The 13,744-nt window shown below is 71.2% G+C and carries 14 protein-coding genes; 1 reads left to right on the top strand and 13 read right to left on the bottom strand.

The annotated features are described in order from the left end of the window. Nucleotides 1-84 precede the first annotated feature (84 nt). The 12 genes from O7628_RS06375 to O7628_RS06430 form a co-directional block, all read right to left on the bottom strand. Nucleotides 85-540: a DUF2550 domain-containing protein gene (locus O7628_RS06375; RefSeq protein WP_043966062.1), complete on the bottom strand. Its 456-nt coding sequence runs from the start codon at nt 538-540 to the stop codon at nt 85-87. Nucleotides 541-552: 12 nt separating this feature from the next. Further along, a complete protein-coding gene (locus tag O7628_RS06380; protein ID WP_043966060.1) occupies nt 553-837 on the bottom strand; it encodes a F0F1 ATP synthase subunit epsilon in 285 nt (94 codons plus the stop codon). Between the two features lie 125 nt (nt 838-962). Continuing rightward, on the bottom strand, nt 963-2,099 hold the full coding sequence (locus tag O7628_RS06385; protein ID WP_278129042.1) for an LCP family protein: 1,137 nt from the start codon (nt 2,097-2,099) through the stop codon (nt 963-965). A 213-nt stretch (nt 2,100-2,312) separates the two neighbouring features. Continuing rightward, nucleotides 2,313-3,749 (bottom strand): F0F1 ATP synthase subunit beta, encoded by a 1,437-nt coding sequence (gene atpD / locus O7628_RS06390; RefSeq protein WP_278129044.1) that lies wholly within the window; start codon nt 3,747-3,749, stop codon nt 2,313-2,315. Further along, entirely contained in the window at nt 3,749-4,678 is a 930-nt protein-coding gene (locus O7628_RS06395) for a F0F1 ATP synthase subunit gamma (RefSeq protein ID WP_074472774.1), read from the bottom strand. Before O7628_RS06395 ends, atpD begins: the two co-directional genes overlap by 1 nt. Before the next feature lie 9 nt (nt 4,679-4,687). Continuing rightward, nucleotides 4,688-6,328 carry a F0F1 ATP synthase subunit alpha gene (atpA, locus tag O7628_RS06400; RefSeq protein WP_278129047.1) on the bottom strand — a complete coding sequence of 547 codons (1,641 nt, stop codon included), beginning with the start codon at nt 6,326-6,328 and terminating at the stop codon, nt 4,688-4,690. A 103-nt stretch (nt 6,329-6,431) separates the two neighbouring features. Further along, nucleotides 6,432-7,253, bottom strand: a complete 822-nt coding sequence (locus O7628_RS06405) for a F0F1 ATP synthase subunit delta (RefSeq protein WP_278129049.1) — start codon at nt 7,251-7,253, stop codon at nt 6,432-6,434. Then, nucleotides 7,253-7,792, bottom strand: a complete 540-nt coding sequence (locus O7628_RS06410) for a F0F1 ATP synthase subunit B (protein ID WP_278129050.1) — start codon at nt 7,790-7,792, stop codon at nt 7,253-7,255. The genes O7628_RS06405 and O7628_RS06410 overlap by 1 nt, the downstream gene beginning before the upstream one ends. 31 nt (nt 7,793-7,823) lie before the next feature. Then, nucleotides 7,824-8,057, bottom strand: a complete 234-nt coding sequence (locus O7628_RS06415; RefSeq protein ID WP_178066246.1) for an ATP synthase F0 subunit C — start codon at nt 8,055-8,057, stop codon at nt 7,824-7,826. A 67-nt stretch (nt 8,058-8,124) separates the two neighbouring features. After that, nucleotides 8,125-8,922, bottom strand: coding sequence for a F0F1 ATP synthase subunit A (atpB, locus tag O7628_RS06420; RefSeq protein WP_278129054.1), 798 nt, complete (start codon nt 8,920-8,922; stop codon nt 8,125-8,127). An 11-nt stretch (nt 8,923-8,933) separates the two neighbouring features. Continuing rightward, nucleotides 8,934-9,170, bottom strand: coding sequence for an AtpZ/AtpI family protein (locus O7628_RS06425; RefSeq protein ID WP_074472880.1), 237 nt, complete (start codon nt 9,168-9,170; stop codon nt 8,934-8,936). Between the two features lie 181 nt (nt 9,171-9,351). Next, nucleotides 9,352-9,783, bottom strand: coding sequence for a hypothetical protein (locus O7628_RS06430; protein ID WP_278129058.1), 432 nt, complete (start codon nt 9,781-9,783; stop codon nt 9,352-9,354). 78 nt (nt 9,784-9,861) lie between these two features. On the opposite strand from O7628_RS06430, the gene O7628_RS06435 reads away from it, so the two are divergent. Then, nucleotides 9,862-11,361, top strand: a complete 1,500-nt coding sequence (locus O7628_RS06435; RefSeq protein WP_278129060.1) for an SDR family oxidoreductase — start codon at nt 9,862-9,864, stop codon at nt 11,359-11,361. A 138-nt stretch (nt 11,362-11,499) separates the two neighbouring features. Here the strand turns inward: O7628_RS06435 and O7628_RS06440 are convergent, their stop codons facing one another. Further along, nucleotides 11,500-13,620, bottom strand: coding sequence for a transglycosylase domain-containing protein (locus O7628_RS06440; RefSeq protein WP_278129062.1), 2,121 nt, complete (start codon nt 13,618-13,620; stop codon nt 11,500-11,502). Nucleotides 13,621-13,744: the final 124 nt, after the last annotated feature.

The raw sequence follows: 13,744 nt of genomic DNA on the forward strand, positions 1-13,744 counted from the left end.
GCGCACGGGGCGGGGACGGGAGCGGGGCCGGGCGGGGTGGGGGTGGGGGTGGGGGCCTGCCGGGGAACTTTGGGGCGGGGCGGGTTAGGCGGCGGGCCAGTCCTGGGGGGCCAGACGCGGCGAGGCCGCCCCGGGCGGGGCGGCCTCTAGCCAGGACAGGAAGCCCGTGACGGTGGAGCGGGCCATGGCGATCTCCACCGGCACATGGCGACTGGCACAGCGCAGGATCACCCAGTCGGCGGGCATGGAGAGGCGTTCCTGCCCCTCGGGCAGCCGGCGGCGCTCCACGACCAGCGTCTTGCGGGAGAGCACGCGCTTAGGGCGCAGGGCGAAACTGAACATCCGGTACCACCGGAGTTCGTCACCGGCGAACCGGCCGAAACCGGGCGACCAGCCCCGCCCGTCGAGCACGGTGGTCACCCGGACGCTAAGCCGGATGATCCCACCGCTACGGGTGACCAGCGCGCGCCGGAGGAAGAGGACGAACAGGGCCACGAGCACCGCGGCGACGCCGATTCCGATCCCTTCCACGATCTCCATCGGCGGGGCGGCTCAGCGGCTCTGCGCGGCGGTGACCGGGGTGGCGCTCTCGGCCAGCACGGTGACGCCCTCGCGGCTCACCGAGAGGAAGCCACCGGCCACCTCGTACGAGACCTGCTCGCCGCCGGGAAGCTTGATGCGGACCTGGCCGGGCTCGGCGAGCTGCCCCAGCAGGGGCGCGTGCCCCGGCAGCACACCCAGCTCACCCTCGGTCGTGCGGGCGACGACCATCTCGGCCTCGCCGGACCAGACCTTCTCCTCGACGGCTACGAGCTCGACGTGAAGCTGCTGTGCCACGCTGTCTCCTTGCTGCGGCGGCGGATTTCCGAAAGTCTAGTCGCGCCCGTCGCGGGCCCCCAACGCGGGTGGCGTAAGCTGCGCCACCCGCGCCTGAGGAGCGCCCCGTTCGGCCCGGGGAAACGCTACTTCGTCTTGTTCCGGAAATCCGGGTGCTCCAGCAGGAAGGCGTCGAGCTGTTCCTTCTCCAGGGCGGTGAAGAAGTCCTCCGCCTCGGGCCGCAGCCGCTCCCCCCGGTACGCCGACCCGGTGCCGATGTTCTCCCCCGGCAGCTTGATCAGCTCGACGTTGTTCGAGCGGATGTCCTTGAGCGCGATCGCGAAGTCGACCACGCTGTTGCCCCGGCCGTTGAAGATCAGCGACTGCCCGGCGGCCCGGATCACCTTGTCCAGCTTGATCGGGTTGGTCACCACGTCGGCGCTGAACGCCTGGTCGACCATCGCCTTGATGAACTGCTGCTGGTGCCGCTGCCGGCCGTAGTCGGCGTCGGGGACGCCGTTCTTCGGGTACCGCTGCCGGACGTAGTCCAGCGCCTGCCAGCCGCTGAGGTGCTGGTTGCCCTTCTTGTAGACCGCCTGCGGGCCGATGTAGCCCTCGCCGTTCGGGTTGCCCTTGCGGTGCACGCCGCTCGGCTCGCGGTGCTCGGAGCGCACCTCGCGCTCGATGTACATGTCGACGCCGCCCATCGCGTCGACGATCTTCTGGAAGCCGGTGAAGTTGATGATCGCGCCCGCGTCGAAGCGGTCGATGCCGGTCACCTGCTGCACGGTCTTGGCCAGCAGCTCGAAGCCCCGGGCCGCGTCGGGATTCTGCCCCGGCACCCGGCTGCCGTACGACATGGCGGCGTTGAGCTTGTCGGTGCCGCCGTTGAAGTCCGCCTTGCTGAACCTCGGGATCTCGACCCGCAGGTCCCGGGGCAGCGAGAAGAGGTAGGCCCGGTCCAGCTCGCTCGGAATGTGCAGGACCATGATCGAGTCGGCCAGCGGCGGGGTCTTCGCGTCGCGCGGGTCGATGCCGACCAGCAGGATGTTGAGCGGGCCCTTGATGTCGCTCTTGCGCTCCTGGGCGCCGGCGGCCTGGTCGCCGAACAGGTCGCCCTTGCCCACCGCGCCCTCGTAGCGGGCCATCAGCGCCTCGTAGCCGACCAGCACCGCGCCGCTGAGCAGCATGAGCACGGAACCGAAGACCGTGCACACCCGCGCCCAGCGGGGCACCCGGGACCACGCCGACGGTTTCTTCCTGCCGCCCTTACCCACGAGCATCTCCGTTCGTCACGCCCACGAAGTGGAGACGGGCGCACGCTGCCGAAAAGTTGCAACGATGTTCACTCGTCCGGGGGACGGCGTGAGTCGACGGTACCTCGCGTTTGGCCGAGCCGCCGATCAGCGACCGGACAGCGGAGATCATAGGGCCTGTAGATGAACGAGGGCCGCCCCGGATGTTTCCGGGACGGCCCTCGACGGTGTGACGTGCGTCTAGCTCTTCATCAGCTCCGCGGCCTTGCGCTCCAGGTCCTCCAGGCCACCGCACATGAAGAAGGCCTGCTCGGGGAAGTGGTCGTACTCACCCTCGCTGATCTTCTTGAACGCCTCGATGGTCTCGGCGATCGGGACCGTCGAGCCCGGCACGCCGGTGAACTGCTCGGCGGCGTAGGTGTTCTGCGACAGGAAGCGCTCGATGCGCCGCGCGCGCTGCACGGTGATCTTGTCTTCCTCGGAGAGCTCCTCGATGCCGAGGATGGCGATGATGTCCTGCAGGTCCTTGTACTTCTGCAGGATCCGCTTGACCTCGGTGGCCACCGCGAAGTGCTCGGCGCCGACGAACTCCGGGGCGAGGATCCGGGACGAGGACGCCAGCGGGTCCACGGCCGGGTAGATGCCCTTGTCGGAGATCGACCGCTCCAGGTTGGTGGTCGCGTCGAGGTGGGCGAACGTGGTGGCCGGGGCGGGGTCGGTGTAGTCGTCCGCCGGCACGTAGATCGCCTGGAGCGAGGTGATGGCCTGGCCCCGGACGGAGGTGATCCGCTCCTGGAGCTCGCCCATCTCGTCGGCCAGGGTCGGCTGGTAACCCACGGCGCTCGGCATCCGGCCGAGCAGGGTGGACACCTCGGAACCGGCCTGGGTGAAGCGGAAGATGTTGTCGATGAAGAGCAGCACCTCCTGCTTCTTCACGTCGCGGAAGTACTCCGCCATGGTCAGCGCGGACAGGGCGACGCGCAGCCGGGTGCCCGGCGGCTCGTCCATCTGGCCGTAGACCAGCGCGGTCTTGTCGATGACGCCGGACTCGGTCATCTCGGCGATGAGGTCGTTGCCCTCACGGGTGCGCTCACCCACGCCGGCGAAGACCGACGTGCCACCGAAGTTCCGCGCCACGCGGGTGATCATCTCCTGGATGAGCACCGTCTTGCCCACGCCCGCGCCGCCGAACAGGCCGATCTTGCCGCCCTTGACGTACGGGGCGAGCAGGTCGATGACCTTGATGCCGGTCTCCAGCATCTCGGTCTTCGGCTCCAGGTCCGCGAAGGCCGGGGCCTTGCGGTGGATGCCCCAGTGGTCGTCGGGGCTGAGCGTCTCGCCCTCGGTGAGGTTGAGGCACTCGCCGATGGCGTTGAACACGTGGCCCTTGACGGTGTCGCCCACCGGCACGGTGATCGGCGAGCCGGTGTCGCGCACCTCGGCGCCGCGCACCAGGCCGTCGGTCGGCTGCATCGAGATGGCGCGGATCAGGTTGTCGCCCAGGTGCTGGGCGACCTCCAGGGTCAGCGTCTTCTCGCCGCCGGAGAGGCTCACCTGGACGTTCAGGGCGTTGAACAGGGTCGGCATGGCGTCGCGCGGGAACTCGGCGTCGACGACCGGGCCGATGACCCGGACCACCCGACCGGTGGCCGTCTTGGTCTCTACTGGGGCAGTCATCACACTTCACTTCCCGACGCGGCGAGCGCGTTCGCGCCGCCGACGATCTCGCTGATCTCCTGGGTGATCCCGGCCTGGCGGGCCGAGTTCATCTCACGCGTGTACTTCTCGATCATCTCTTCGGCGTTGTCGGTGGCGCTCTTCATCGCCCGCCGACGCGACGCCGACTCGCTCGCCGCCGACTCCAGCAACGCCGCGTAGATCCGCGTGTTGATGTACTTCGGCAGGAGCGCGTCGAGCAGCGCCTCCGCCTCCGGCTCGAACTCGTACGCCGGGAGCAGGCCCTCGGACTTGGGCCGGTCCTCGACCTGCATCGGGCCGATGACCTTCGTGACCGGGGTCTGGGTCATCAGGGAGTGGAACTCGGTGTAGACGATGTGCAGCTCGTCGACCCCGAGCACCCCGTCCGGCCCGGCGGAGCCGTCGGTGTCGTCCGCGCCGGCGGTGAACGCCTTGATCAGCGTCTCACCGACCTCGCGGGCGTCGGCGAACGTCGGCTGCTCCGAGAAGCCCGTCCAGTTCGCCTCGATCGGCCGGTCGCGGAACCGGTAGAACCCGACGCCCTTGCGCCCGATGACGTAGAGCACGGGCTCCTTGCCCTCGGCGCGCAGCCGGGCGATCAGCGACTCCGCCGTCTTGATCGCGTTGGAGCTGTAACCGCCGGCCAGGCCCCGGTCGGCGGTCACCAGCAGGACGCCCGCCCGCCGCACCCGCTCGCGCGGGGTGAGCAGCGGGTGGTCGATCCGGGCGTTGGACGCCAGCGCGGTGAGCACGCCGGTGATGGCCTGGGCGTACGGCAGGGACGCCTCCACCCGGGCCTGGGCCTTGGCGATCCGGCTCGTCGCCACGAGCTCCATCGCCTTGGTGATCTTCTTCATCCCCTTCGCCGAGCGGATCCGTTGACGAAGAACGCGTACCTGGGCCGCCATGAGTCAGCCCTACTGCTTCTCGGCGTTGTCGCGGTAGCGGGTCACCGTCTCGCGGTCCACGTCACCCTCCAGCGGGGCGGCCGGGGCCTCGTTGATCCGGGGCTCGTCCTCCTTGCCCAGGAACGTCTGCTTGAAGCTCACGATGGCCTGGTCGAGGGAGGAGATCACCTCGTCGTCCCACTTGTTGTCGGCGATCGCCGCGAGGACGCCCTCGTGCTTGTGCCGCAGGTACTGGAGGAACTCGGACTCGAACCGGCGGACCTCGCCGACGGGGATGTCGTCGAGCTTGCCCTCGGTGCCGGCCCAGACGGAGACGACCTGCTCCTGCACCGGGAACGGCGAGTAGTTCGGCTGCTTGAGCAGCTCGACCAGGCGGGAACCGCGCTCCAGCTGGGCGCGGGAGGCCTTGTCCAGGTCGGAGGCGAAGGCGGCGAACGCCTCCAGCTCACGGAACTGGGCGAGGTTGAGCCGCAGCGAGCCGGCGACCTTCTTCATCGGCTTCACCTGGGCGGCGCCGCCGACCCGGGAGACCGAGGTGCCGACGTTGATGGCCGGCCGGACGCCCTGGTTGAACAGGTCCGTCTCCAGGAAGATCTGGCCGTCGGTGATGGAGATGACGTTGGTCGGGATGAAGGCCGAGATGTCGTTGGCCTTCGTCTCGATGATCGGCAGGCCGGTCATCGAGCCGCCGCCCAGCTCGTCGGAGAGCTTCGCGCAGCGCTCCAGCAGCCGGGAGTGCAGGTAGAAGACGTCACCCGGGTACGCCTCGCGGCCCGGCGGGCGGCGCAGCAGCAGCGACACGGCGCGGTACGCCTCGGCCTGCTTGCTCAGGTCGTCGAAGACGATGAGGACGTGCTTGCCGCCGTACATCCAGTGCTGCCCGATGGACGAGCCGGTGTAGGGCGCCAGGTACTTGAAGCCGGCCGGGTCGGACGCCGGGGAGGCCACGATGGTGGTGTATTCCATCGCGCCCGCCTCCTCCAGGATGCCCTTGATCGAGGCGATCGTGGAGGCCTTCTGGCCGATGGCGACGTAGATGCAGCGGACCTGCTTCTTCGGGTCGCCGGAGCGCCAGTTGTCCCGCTGGTTGAGGATGGTGTCCAGGGCGACCGTGGTCTTGCCGGTCTTGCGGTCACCGATGATCAGCTGCCGCTGGCCCCGGCCGATCGGGGTCATGGCGTCGACCGCCTTGATACCGGTCTGCAGCGGCTCGTCCACGGACTGCCGGGCCATCACGTTCGGGGCCTGGAGCTCCAGCTCGCGGAAGCCCTCGTTGGCGATGTCACCGAGGCCGTCGATCGGCTGGCCGAGCGCGTTGACCACGCGGCCGAGGAAGGCGTCGCCGACCGGCACCGAGAGCACCCGGCCGGTGCGCTTGACGCGCTGGCCCTCTTCGAGCTTGGCGGAGTCACCGAGAACGACGACGCCGATCTCCCGGACGTCGAGGTTCAGCGCCACGCCGAGCGTGCCGTCCTCGAACTCCAGGAGCTCGTTGGTCATGGTCGAGGGCAGGCCCTCGACGTGGGCGATGCCGTCGCCGGTGTCGGCGACGGTGCCGACCTCCTCGCGGGAGACGTCGGGCGAGTAGGAGGAGACGTAGCGCTCCAGGGCGCCGCGGATCTCCTCCGTCGAGATGGTCAGCTCGGCCATCCTCTGCTTCCTTAAGTATCAGGGGCCCGGGGATACCTAGTACCGACCGGTCCGAATGGCGTCTGTCAATCCAGGCGTTCGCGGTGTGCCAGCGGGACGCCGGTCAGCGCTTCGCGAGCGCGTTGCGGGTCTCGTTGAGGCGGCGCAGGACGGTGCCGTCGTACAGGTCGGACCCGACCCGGACGCTGACGCCGCCGAGGACCGAGGGGTCGACCGTCTGCTTGACGGAGACCTCCCGACCGTACATCGCGGAGAGGCGGGCACCGAGCCGGCGCTCGTCCTCGTCGCTCAACGGGGCCGCCACGGTCACGTACGCGACCTGCCGGTCCCGCCGGTCGGCGGTCAGCTCGACCAGCCGGGTCAGCGAGCCGGTGAAGGAGCGCCCGCCGAACCCGTTCAGCGCCACCTCGACGAGGCGGACGGTGACCGGGCGGGCCTTGCCGGCGAGCAGCTCGCGGGCCAGCTCGGCCCGCCGCTCGGCCGGGCCGACCGGGTCGGACAGCGCCGCCGACAGCGCGGGCTGCCCGGCGACCACCTGACCGAAGCGGAACAGCTCGTCCTCGACCTCGCCCAGGTCGCCGGCCGCGTCGGCGCTGGCCAGCAGCGCCTCCACGCCGAGGCGCTCGACACCGTCGAGCAGCTCCGACGGCGCCGACCACCGGCCGGAGACCAGCCCGGTGAGCAGGTCGAGCGCGTCCGCGCCGACCTTGCCCCGGAGCATCTCCCCCAGCAGCCCGGCGCGGTCCGCGCCCGGCCGGGCCGGGTCGGACAGCGCCCGGCGCAGCCGCGGCTCGCGCCGCAGCAGGCCGGCGACGGCGAGCAGGTCGTCGGCGGTGGCGGCCACCGCCGACGGCTCCGCACCCCGCGCGTACGCCGCCAGGCGCTCGGTCGCGGCCTGGTACGACTCCCGGCTGGCGGCCTGCATCAGCGGGCCCCCGCGCTCTCGAGGTCGCTGAGGAAGCGGTCGACGGTGCCCTTGCGGCGGGCCTCGTCGGCCAGCGACTCACCGACGATCTTGCTGGCCAGGTCGACCGCGATCGTGCCGACCTCCGTGCGCAGCTCGCGCACGATGGTGGCCCGCTCGGCGGCGAGCTGCTCCTTGCCGGCGGCGATGATGCGGTCGGATTCCTCCCGCGCCTTGGCGAGGATGTCCTGCCGGATGCCCTCCGCGTCGGCCCGGGCGTCGTCCCGGATCTTCGCGGCGTCGGTGCGCGCCTCGGCGAGCTGCGCACGGTATTGCTCAAGGAGCTGGTTGGCCTCGGCCTGGGCGGCCTCGGCACGCTTGATGCCACCCTCGATCGCGTCGACCCGGGCCTGGAACGTCTGCTCCATGCGCGGGAAGACGAACTTCATCAGCACGATGCAGAGCAGGATGAAGGCGACGCCACCGACCACGATCTCCTGCCAGATCGGGATGATCGGGTTGTGCGTCGACTCACCACCCTCTGCGGCGAGCAGGTACATGGGAGACCTCCCGGTCAAAGGGGGGCGGGGATTAGAGCTGGCCCTGCCAGATGAAGCCGAAGGCGATGCCGAGCAGCGCGAGCGCCTCGATGACGGCGAAGCCGATCCAGACGTACGGCAGGGTCATCCGGGACGACTCCGGCTGCCGGGCGGTCGACTGGATGTAGGCGGCGAAGACCAGGCCGACACCGATGCCCGGGCCGATGGCCGCGAGACCGTAGCCGATGGCGGCGGTGCTGCCCTCTACCGCGGCGATGAAGTCCATTAGTGGGTTCCTCCTGGTTATCACGCGTGACTCTCACGCGGGACGACAACGGGTGGTACGAGGTTGATCAGTGCTCGTCGGCGAGCGCGCCCTGCACGTAGCTGGCGGTGAGCACCGTGAAGACGTATGCCTGCAGGCAGATGACCAGGAACTCGAGGAAGGTGAGCGCGATGGTCATCACCCACGAGAGCACCGAGACCGGGGCCAGCCAGGCGTTGGCGCTGAGCATCGCGAACCCGCCGAGCGTGAAGACCAGCAGGAGCATGTGGCCGGCGAACATGTTCGCGAAGAGACGGACGGCCAGCGAGAACGGCCGGACCAGGAAGGTCGAGAAGAACTCGATCGGGATCAGCAGCGGCAGGATGTACCACGGCGCCGGCGGGATCAGGGAGTTCTTGACGAACTTGCCGAAACCGTGGTGCCGGATGCCCACCCAGATGAACATCACGTAGCTGATCACGGCGAGGAAGGCCGGGAAGGCGATGTGCGAGTTCGGCGAGATCTGGAACAGCGGCACAATCGCGAAGAAGTTCGTCAGCAGGATGAAGCAGAACAGCGTCGTGAAGTACGGCGCGAACCGCACCCCCGCGTGCCCGATCATGTCGACGGCGATGTTGTTGCGCACGAAGCCGTAGATGGACTCGGCGAGCCACTGCTTCTTCGTCGGCACGAGCTGCGGCTTCCGGTAGGTCGCCAGGAAGAAGATGATCAGGACGCCGACGGCGATCCAGACCATGGCCGTGATCTTGGTGAACCAGTAGGAGTCGTGCGCACCCCAGGGCAGGATGCTGGGCAGGTAGAAGTCCTCCACGCTGGGTGGGAATGCCGCCTGGCCCGCTGCCAGGACGTTCGCCTGTCCGAACACCGCGTCCCTTCCTAAGTAGGCGTGCCGAGTCGGCGGACGACCAGGATGATCCCCCCGGCCATGCCGAGCACGACGCCGATCCCGGTGGCGATGCCGCCGGTGTCGAGCCACTGGTCGACCAGCCAGCCGATGAAACCCCAGACGAGCATGCCCCCGATGAGGTACGAGAGCGCGGTCCAACCCTGGCCGGCACCGGTCGGAATGTCGTCCGGGCCGCCGCTGGGTCGGGGGTTTTGGTCACCAGCCATGACGGGGCGAACGATATCAGTCGGAGAAACGAGGCTGTGCCTCACCCCCCGCACAACCGTGGTTGTGTGGGCGTCGGGCGGGCGCGTCGTCTGTGGGCACGCTACTCCCCTTGCGCCACCGAATGAACGACCGGTGTCGGACACAATCGCGCGTCGTACCGAAACGTGGGACGCTGGAACCTCAGCTCCTGGTCCGGCGCGCGTGCACCGTGCTGATCCACCAGATGTGCGCGCCGGTCCAGACGACCACGCCGACGGCGATGCCCAGGCAGAGCGGGACCACGCCCGCCCAGCCCGTCGAGGCGACCGCCACCATCACGCCACCCAGGAGGGTGAACTTCGCGACGTACAGGCCCACCCCGAACGGCAGCACGAGCTGCGGGTTACGCGCGTCCGCCCAGGCCAGGACCACGGTGGTGAGGACGTAGCTGGCCACCGTGACCGCGACACCGGCCGCCACGCCGAGCGCCGCGTCGGCCCCGCCGAAGACGCCGCCGGCCGCCGCGCCCAGCGCCGCCACCGCGGCCGACACGGCCACCAGCACGGGCAGGTGGCGCAGCCGCCAGCCCCGGTCGTCGGCCGCCGGCTCCGCGGCCACCCCCGGCTCAGCCACGGGTGTGCTCCGGCCCCCGGAAGGCGCTCCTCGCGTTCTCCACAGCGAACGAGTCTACGGAGCCGCACACTGGAGGCCGTGAGATGCCTCGTCACCGGCGCGACCGGATACATCGGCGGGCGGCTCGCGCCGCTGCTGCTCACCGAGGGGCACCAGGTGCGCTGCCTGGCCCGGCACGCCGGCCGGCTGCGCGACGTGCCGTGGGCGGCGCGGGCCGAGATCGCCGAGGGCGACCTGCGCCGGCCGGAGACCCTGCCGGCCGCGTTCGCGGACGTGGACGTCGCCTACTACCTGGTGCACTCGCTCGGGCAGGCCGGCTTCGAGGCCGCCGACCGGGAGGCCGCGCTCGCCTTCGCCGACGCGGCGCGCGCCGCGGGCGTACGCCGGATCGTCTACCTCGGCGGCCCCGAGCCGAAGGCCGACGACGGGCTCCCGTCGGCGCACCTGCGGTCCCGGGCCGAGGTCGGCCGGATCCTGCTCGACAGCGGGGTGCCCACGGTGGTGCTCCGGGCGGCGGTGATCATCGGGTCCGGCTCGGCGTCGTTCGAGATGCTGCGCCACCTCACCGAGCGGCTGCCCGCCATGGTCACCCCGCGCTGGGTGCGCAACCGGATCCAACCGATCGCCGTGCGGGACGTGCTGCACTACCTGGTCGGCTGCGCCACGCTGCCGCCGCACGTCGACCGGGCGTTCGACATCGGCGGACCCGACGTGCTCACCTTCGGCGACATGATGCAGCGCTACGCCAGGGTGGCCGGGCTGCGCCGGCGGATCATCCTTCCGGTCCGGCCACTGACCCCGTCGCTGTCGTCGCACTGGGTCGGCCTGATCACCCCCGTGCCCAACGCGATCGCCCGGCCGCTGGTCGAGAGCCTGGTCCACGAGGCGGTCGCCCACGAGCACGACATCGCGGCGTACGTCCCGGACCCGCCCGGCGGGCTGACCGGCTTCGACCGGGCGGTCGAGCTGGCGCTCACCCGGGTCCGCGACGCGCAGGTGGAGACCCGCTGGTCCACCGCGAGCGGGCCCGACGCCCCGGCCGAGCCGCTGCCCAGCGACCCGAAGTGGTCCGGCGGCACGGCCTACACCGACGTGCGGGAACGCGACGTGCACGCCCCGGCCGACGCGCTGTGGCGGGTGATCGAGGGCGTCGGCGGAGAGCACGGCTGGTATTCGTTCCCGCTCGCCTGGGCCGTGCGTGGCTGGCTGGACCGGCTGGTCGGCGGGGTGGGGCTGCGCCGGGGCCGGCGCGACCCGCACCGGCTGCGCGTCGGCGAGGCGCTGGACTTCTGGCGGGTCGAGGAGATCGTCCCGGGCGAGCTGCTGCGGCTGCGCGCCGAGATGCGACTGCCCGGCCGGGCCTGGCTGGAGATGCGCGCCGAGCCGGCCGGCGACGGCGTCAGCCGGTACGTCCAGCGGGCGGTCTTCCTGCCGAGGGGCCTGCCCGGGCACGCGTACTGGGGCGCGGTGTTGCCCTTCCACGCGATCGTCTTCGGCGGCATGGCGAGGAACATCGCCCGGGGCGCGGAAGCCCTCCCGTCGGCGGCCGACGACCCTTCGCGCGCCCTGCGGAGCTGAAGGGTGGGCTACGTCGTGCGGCCGACGCAGGAAGATCGTTTGTCGCCTACCGGCATCCCGTCCGGCGTGTCGCGCCGGTAGGCAGCAAACGATCGAGGGGACTGCTCAAGGGAGGGCGTCCGCGCCCTTGGCGGGCGGTCAGTTGCCGGCGCGAGGGGGGGTGGCGTGTCGGGCCACCGACTCGCTCGGCGGGACGAAGTCACGCACCGGCTGGCCCTGGAGGGTGTCGTAGAGGATGCGCCCCACCACGTCGACCAGTTGGGCCTGGACCGCCCGGCCGACCGCGTCGCGGGGATCGTCCGGGTTCGCGGCGATCGAGGCGACGGCGAGCTGCGGCGTGAACGCGACGACGGTCTCCGTGCCGTTCCCCTCCGAGCTGCCGGTCTTGCCGGCCACCGGCCGCCCCAGCCGGGCGCGCAGGTCCGGGGCGGTGCCGCCGGCGCAGCCGCCGTACATCGACTGGTCGCCGACCGGGCACCGGGCCGCGTCGGCCGCGCCCCGGGCCACGTCCGTGTCGAGCACCTGCCGGCAGTCCGGGCGTCCGGCGGCGACCTCCCGTCCGGCGGCGTCGAGGATCCGCACCACCGGCGTGGGCGCGCACCACATCCCCTCGGCGGCCACCGCCGCGTACGCCCCGGCGAGGTCGAGCGGGGTGGTCGCGGCGACGCCCAGCGTGAACGGGCCCCAGTCCCGCGCGCCGTAGCGGGCCATCCTGGCGTCGGGCTCGGCGCGCAGCCGGATGCCGAGCCGCTCGGCCATCTCCACCACCCGGTCCGCGCCGACCCGCTCGGTGAGCCAGGCGAAGTAGGTGTTCACCGAGCGGCCGAACGCGTCCCACATGGTCCGGTAGCCGTCCATCCCGAGCGGGTCGGCGTTGGCCGGGCACCAGCGGCCCCGGCAGTCGGCGGTGCCGCCGGTCACCGGGAAGCGGGTGACGATGCGGGACGGCGCGTCGAACAGGGTGTCCAGCGGCAGGCCCGCCTCCAGCGCCGCGAGCACCGCGAAGATCTTGAACGTCGACCCGGCCTGGTACCCGTTGATCGCGCCGCCCCCGGCGACGAGCTGGTTGACCGTGTTCGGGCGGTTGCGCCAGCCCTGCGGGTTCTCCTCGACGCTGTAGTTGCGGTTCACCGCGAGGGCGAGCACCCGGCCGGTGCCGGGCTGCACCACGGCGGTCGGCGCGACGCGGGGGTCGTCGACGGCGTAGACGTCGCGCACCTGCTCCGTGGCGGTCCGCTGCACCGCCGGGTCGAGCGAGGTGACGATCCGGAAGCCGCCCCGGCGCAGGGTGCGCTGCCGCTCGTCGGCGGTGGCGCCGAACGCCGGCTGCTCGCCCCACCAGCGGGTGAACCAGTCGCAGAAGAAGCCCCAGTCGCTGTGCTCCTGCGGGACGGCCGTGCAGTCGTTCGGCGTGGCGCTGGGCTTCAGCTTGAGCGGCTCGGCCTTCGCCGCCGCGGCCGCCTCGGGCGCGACCTGGCCGGTCTCGACCATCCGGTCCAGCACGTACGCCCGGCGGGCCAGCGCCGCGTCGGCGTCGCCGTTGATCGGGTCGTCGGTGTCCGGCGAGCGGACCAGGCCGGCCAGCAGGGCCGACTCGGCCAGGGTGAGCTTCGCCGGTGCCTTCGAGAAGTAGCGCTTGCTGGCGGCGCCCACCCCGTAGGCGCCGGCGCCGAAGTAGGCGATGTTGAGGTAGCCGGCGAGGATCTGGTCCTTGCTGAGCTCGCGCTCCAGCGCCAGGGCGTACCGCATCTCCTTGATCTTGCGGGTGAGGGTGACCTCGGTGGCCTTGGCCCGCTGCTCCTCGGTGAGGGCGGGGTCGCCGGCCAGCACGTTGCGCACGTACTGCATGGTCAGGGTCGACGCGCCCTGCCGGGGCGCGCCGTCGCGCCGGTTGGCGGTGAACGCCCGGACGACGCCGCGCGGGTCCACGCCCTTGTGCTCGTAGAAGCGCACGTCCTCGGCGGCGACGACGGCCTGGCGCATCGCCGGCGCCACCTGGGCCAGCGGCACGTCGACCCGGTCCTCGGTGTAGAAGGACGTGATCAGGGTGCGGCCGTCGTCGGCGTAGAGGGTCGACCGTTGCGCCGTGGGCGGCGTGAGCAGCGACGCCGGCAGCTCCGACCACGGCTCGGTGATGCCCCGGATGCCGATCCCGAAGACCAGGGCGGCCGGCAGCGCCGCCACGGCGAGCGCCAGCCCGGCGAGCACGCCGGCCAGCACGATGGTCATGAGCTTGTGGAGACGACGGGCCCGGATCATCAGCTCTCCCCGCAGGAGCCGGTCAGGTACGGACCCGTTCAGAATGACCCGGACGGCGGCTGACCCCGCCGCTTTTCCCCAAAGGGGTACGAAATTCGCGAGAAAGACACGCGACGCGACGTGC

This window comes from Micromonospora sp. WMMD956, from assembly GCF_029626125.1.
In the GTDB taxonomy this organism is placed as follows: domain Bacteria; phylum Actinomycetota; class Actinomycetes; order Mycobacteriales; family Micromonosporaceae; genus Micromonospora; species Micromonospora carbonacea.

Excerpts from the sequence above, each read along its gene's own strand:
- O7628_RS06415 (WP_178066246.1), bottom strand. The coding sequence starts at position 8,057 with ATGGACTTCATCGCCGCGGTAGAGGGCAGCACCGCCGCCATCGGCTAC.
- atpA (WP_278129047.1), bottom strand. The coding sequence starts at position 6,328 with ATGGCCGAGCTGACCATCTCGACGGAGGAGATCCGCGGCGCCCTGGAG.
- O7628_RS06405 (WP_278129049.1), bottom strand. The coding sequence starts at position 7,253 with ATGCAGGCCGCCAGCCGGGAGTCGTACCAGGCCGCGACCGAGCGCCTG.
- O7628_RS06395 (WP_074472774.1), bottom strand. The coding sequence starts at position 4,678 with ATGGCGGCCCAGGTACGCGTTCTTCGTCAACGGATCCGCTCGGCGAAG.
- O7628_RS06440 (WP_278129062.1), bottom strand. The coding sequence starts at position 13,620 with ATGATCCGGGCCCGTCGTCTCCACAAGCTCATGACCATCGTGCTGGCC.
- O7628_RS06410 (WP_278129050.1), bottom strand. The coding sequence starts at position 7,792 with ATGTACCTGCTCGCCGCAGAGGGTGGTGAGTCGACGCACAACCCGATC.
- O7628_RS06425 (WP_074472880.1), bottom strand. The coding sequence starts at position 9,170 with ATGGCTGGTGACCAAAACCCCCGACCCAGCGGCGGCCCGGACGACATT.
- O7628_RS06385 (WP_278129042.1), bottom strand. The coding sequence starts at position 2,099 with ATGCTCGTGGGTAAGGGCGGCAGGAAGAAACCGTCGGCGTGGTCCCGG.
- O7628_RS06375 (WP_043966062.1), bottom strand. The coding sequence starts at position 540 with ATGGAGATCGTGGAAGGGATCGGAATCGGCGTCGCCGCGGTGCTCGTG.
- atpD (WP_278129044.1), bottom strand. The coding sequence starts at position 3,749 with ATGACTGCCCCAGTAGAGACCAAGACGGCCACCGGTCGGGTGGTCCGG.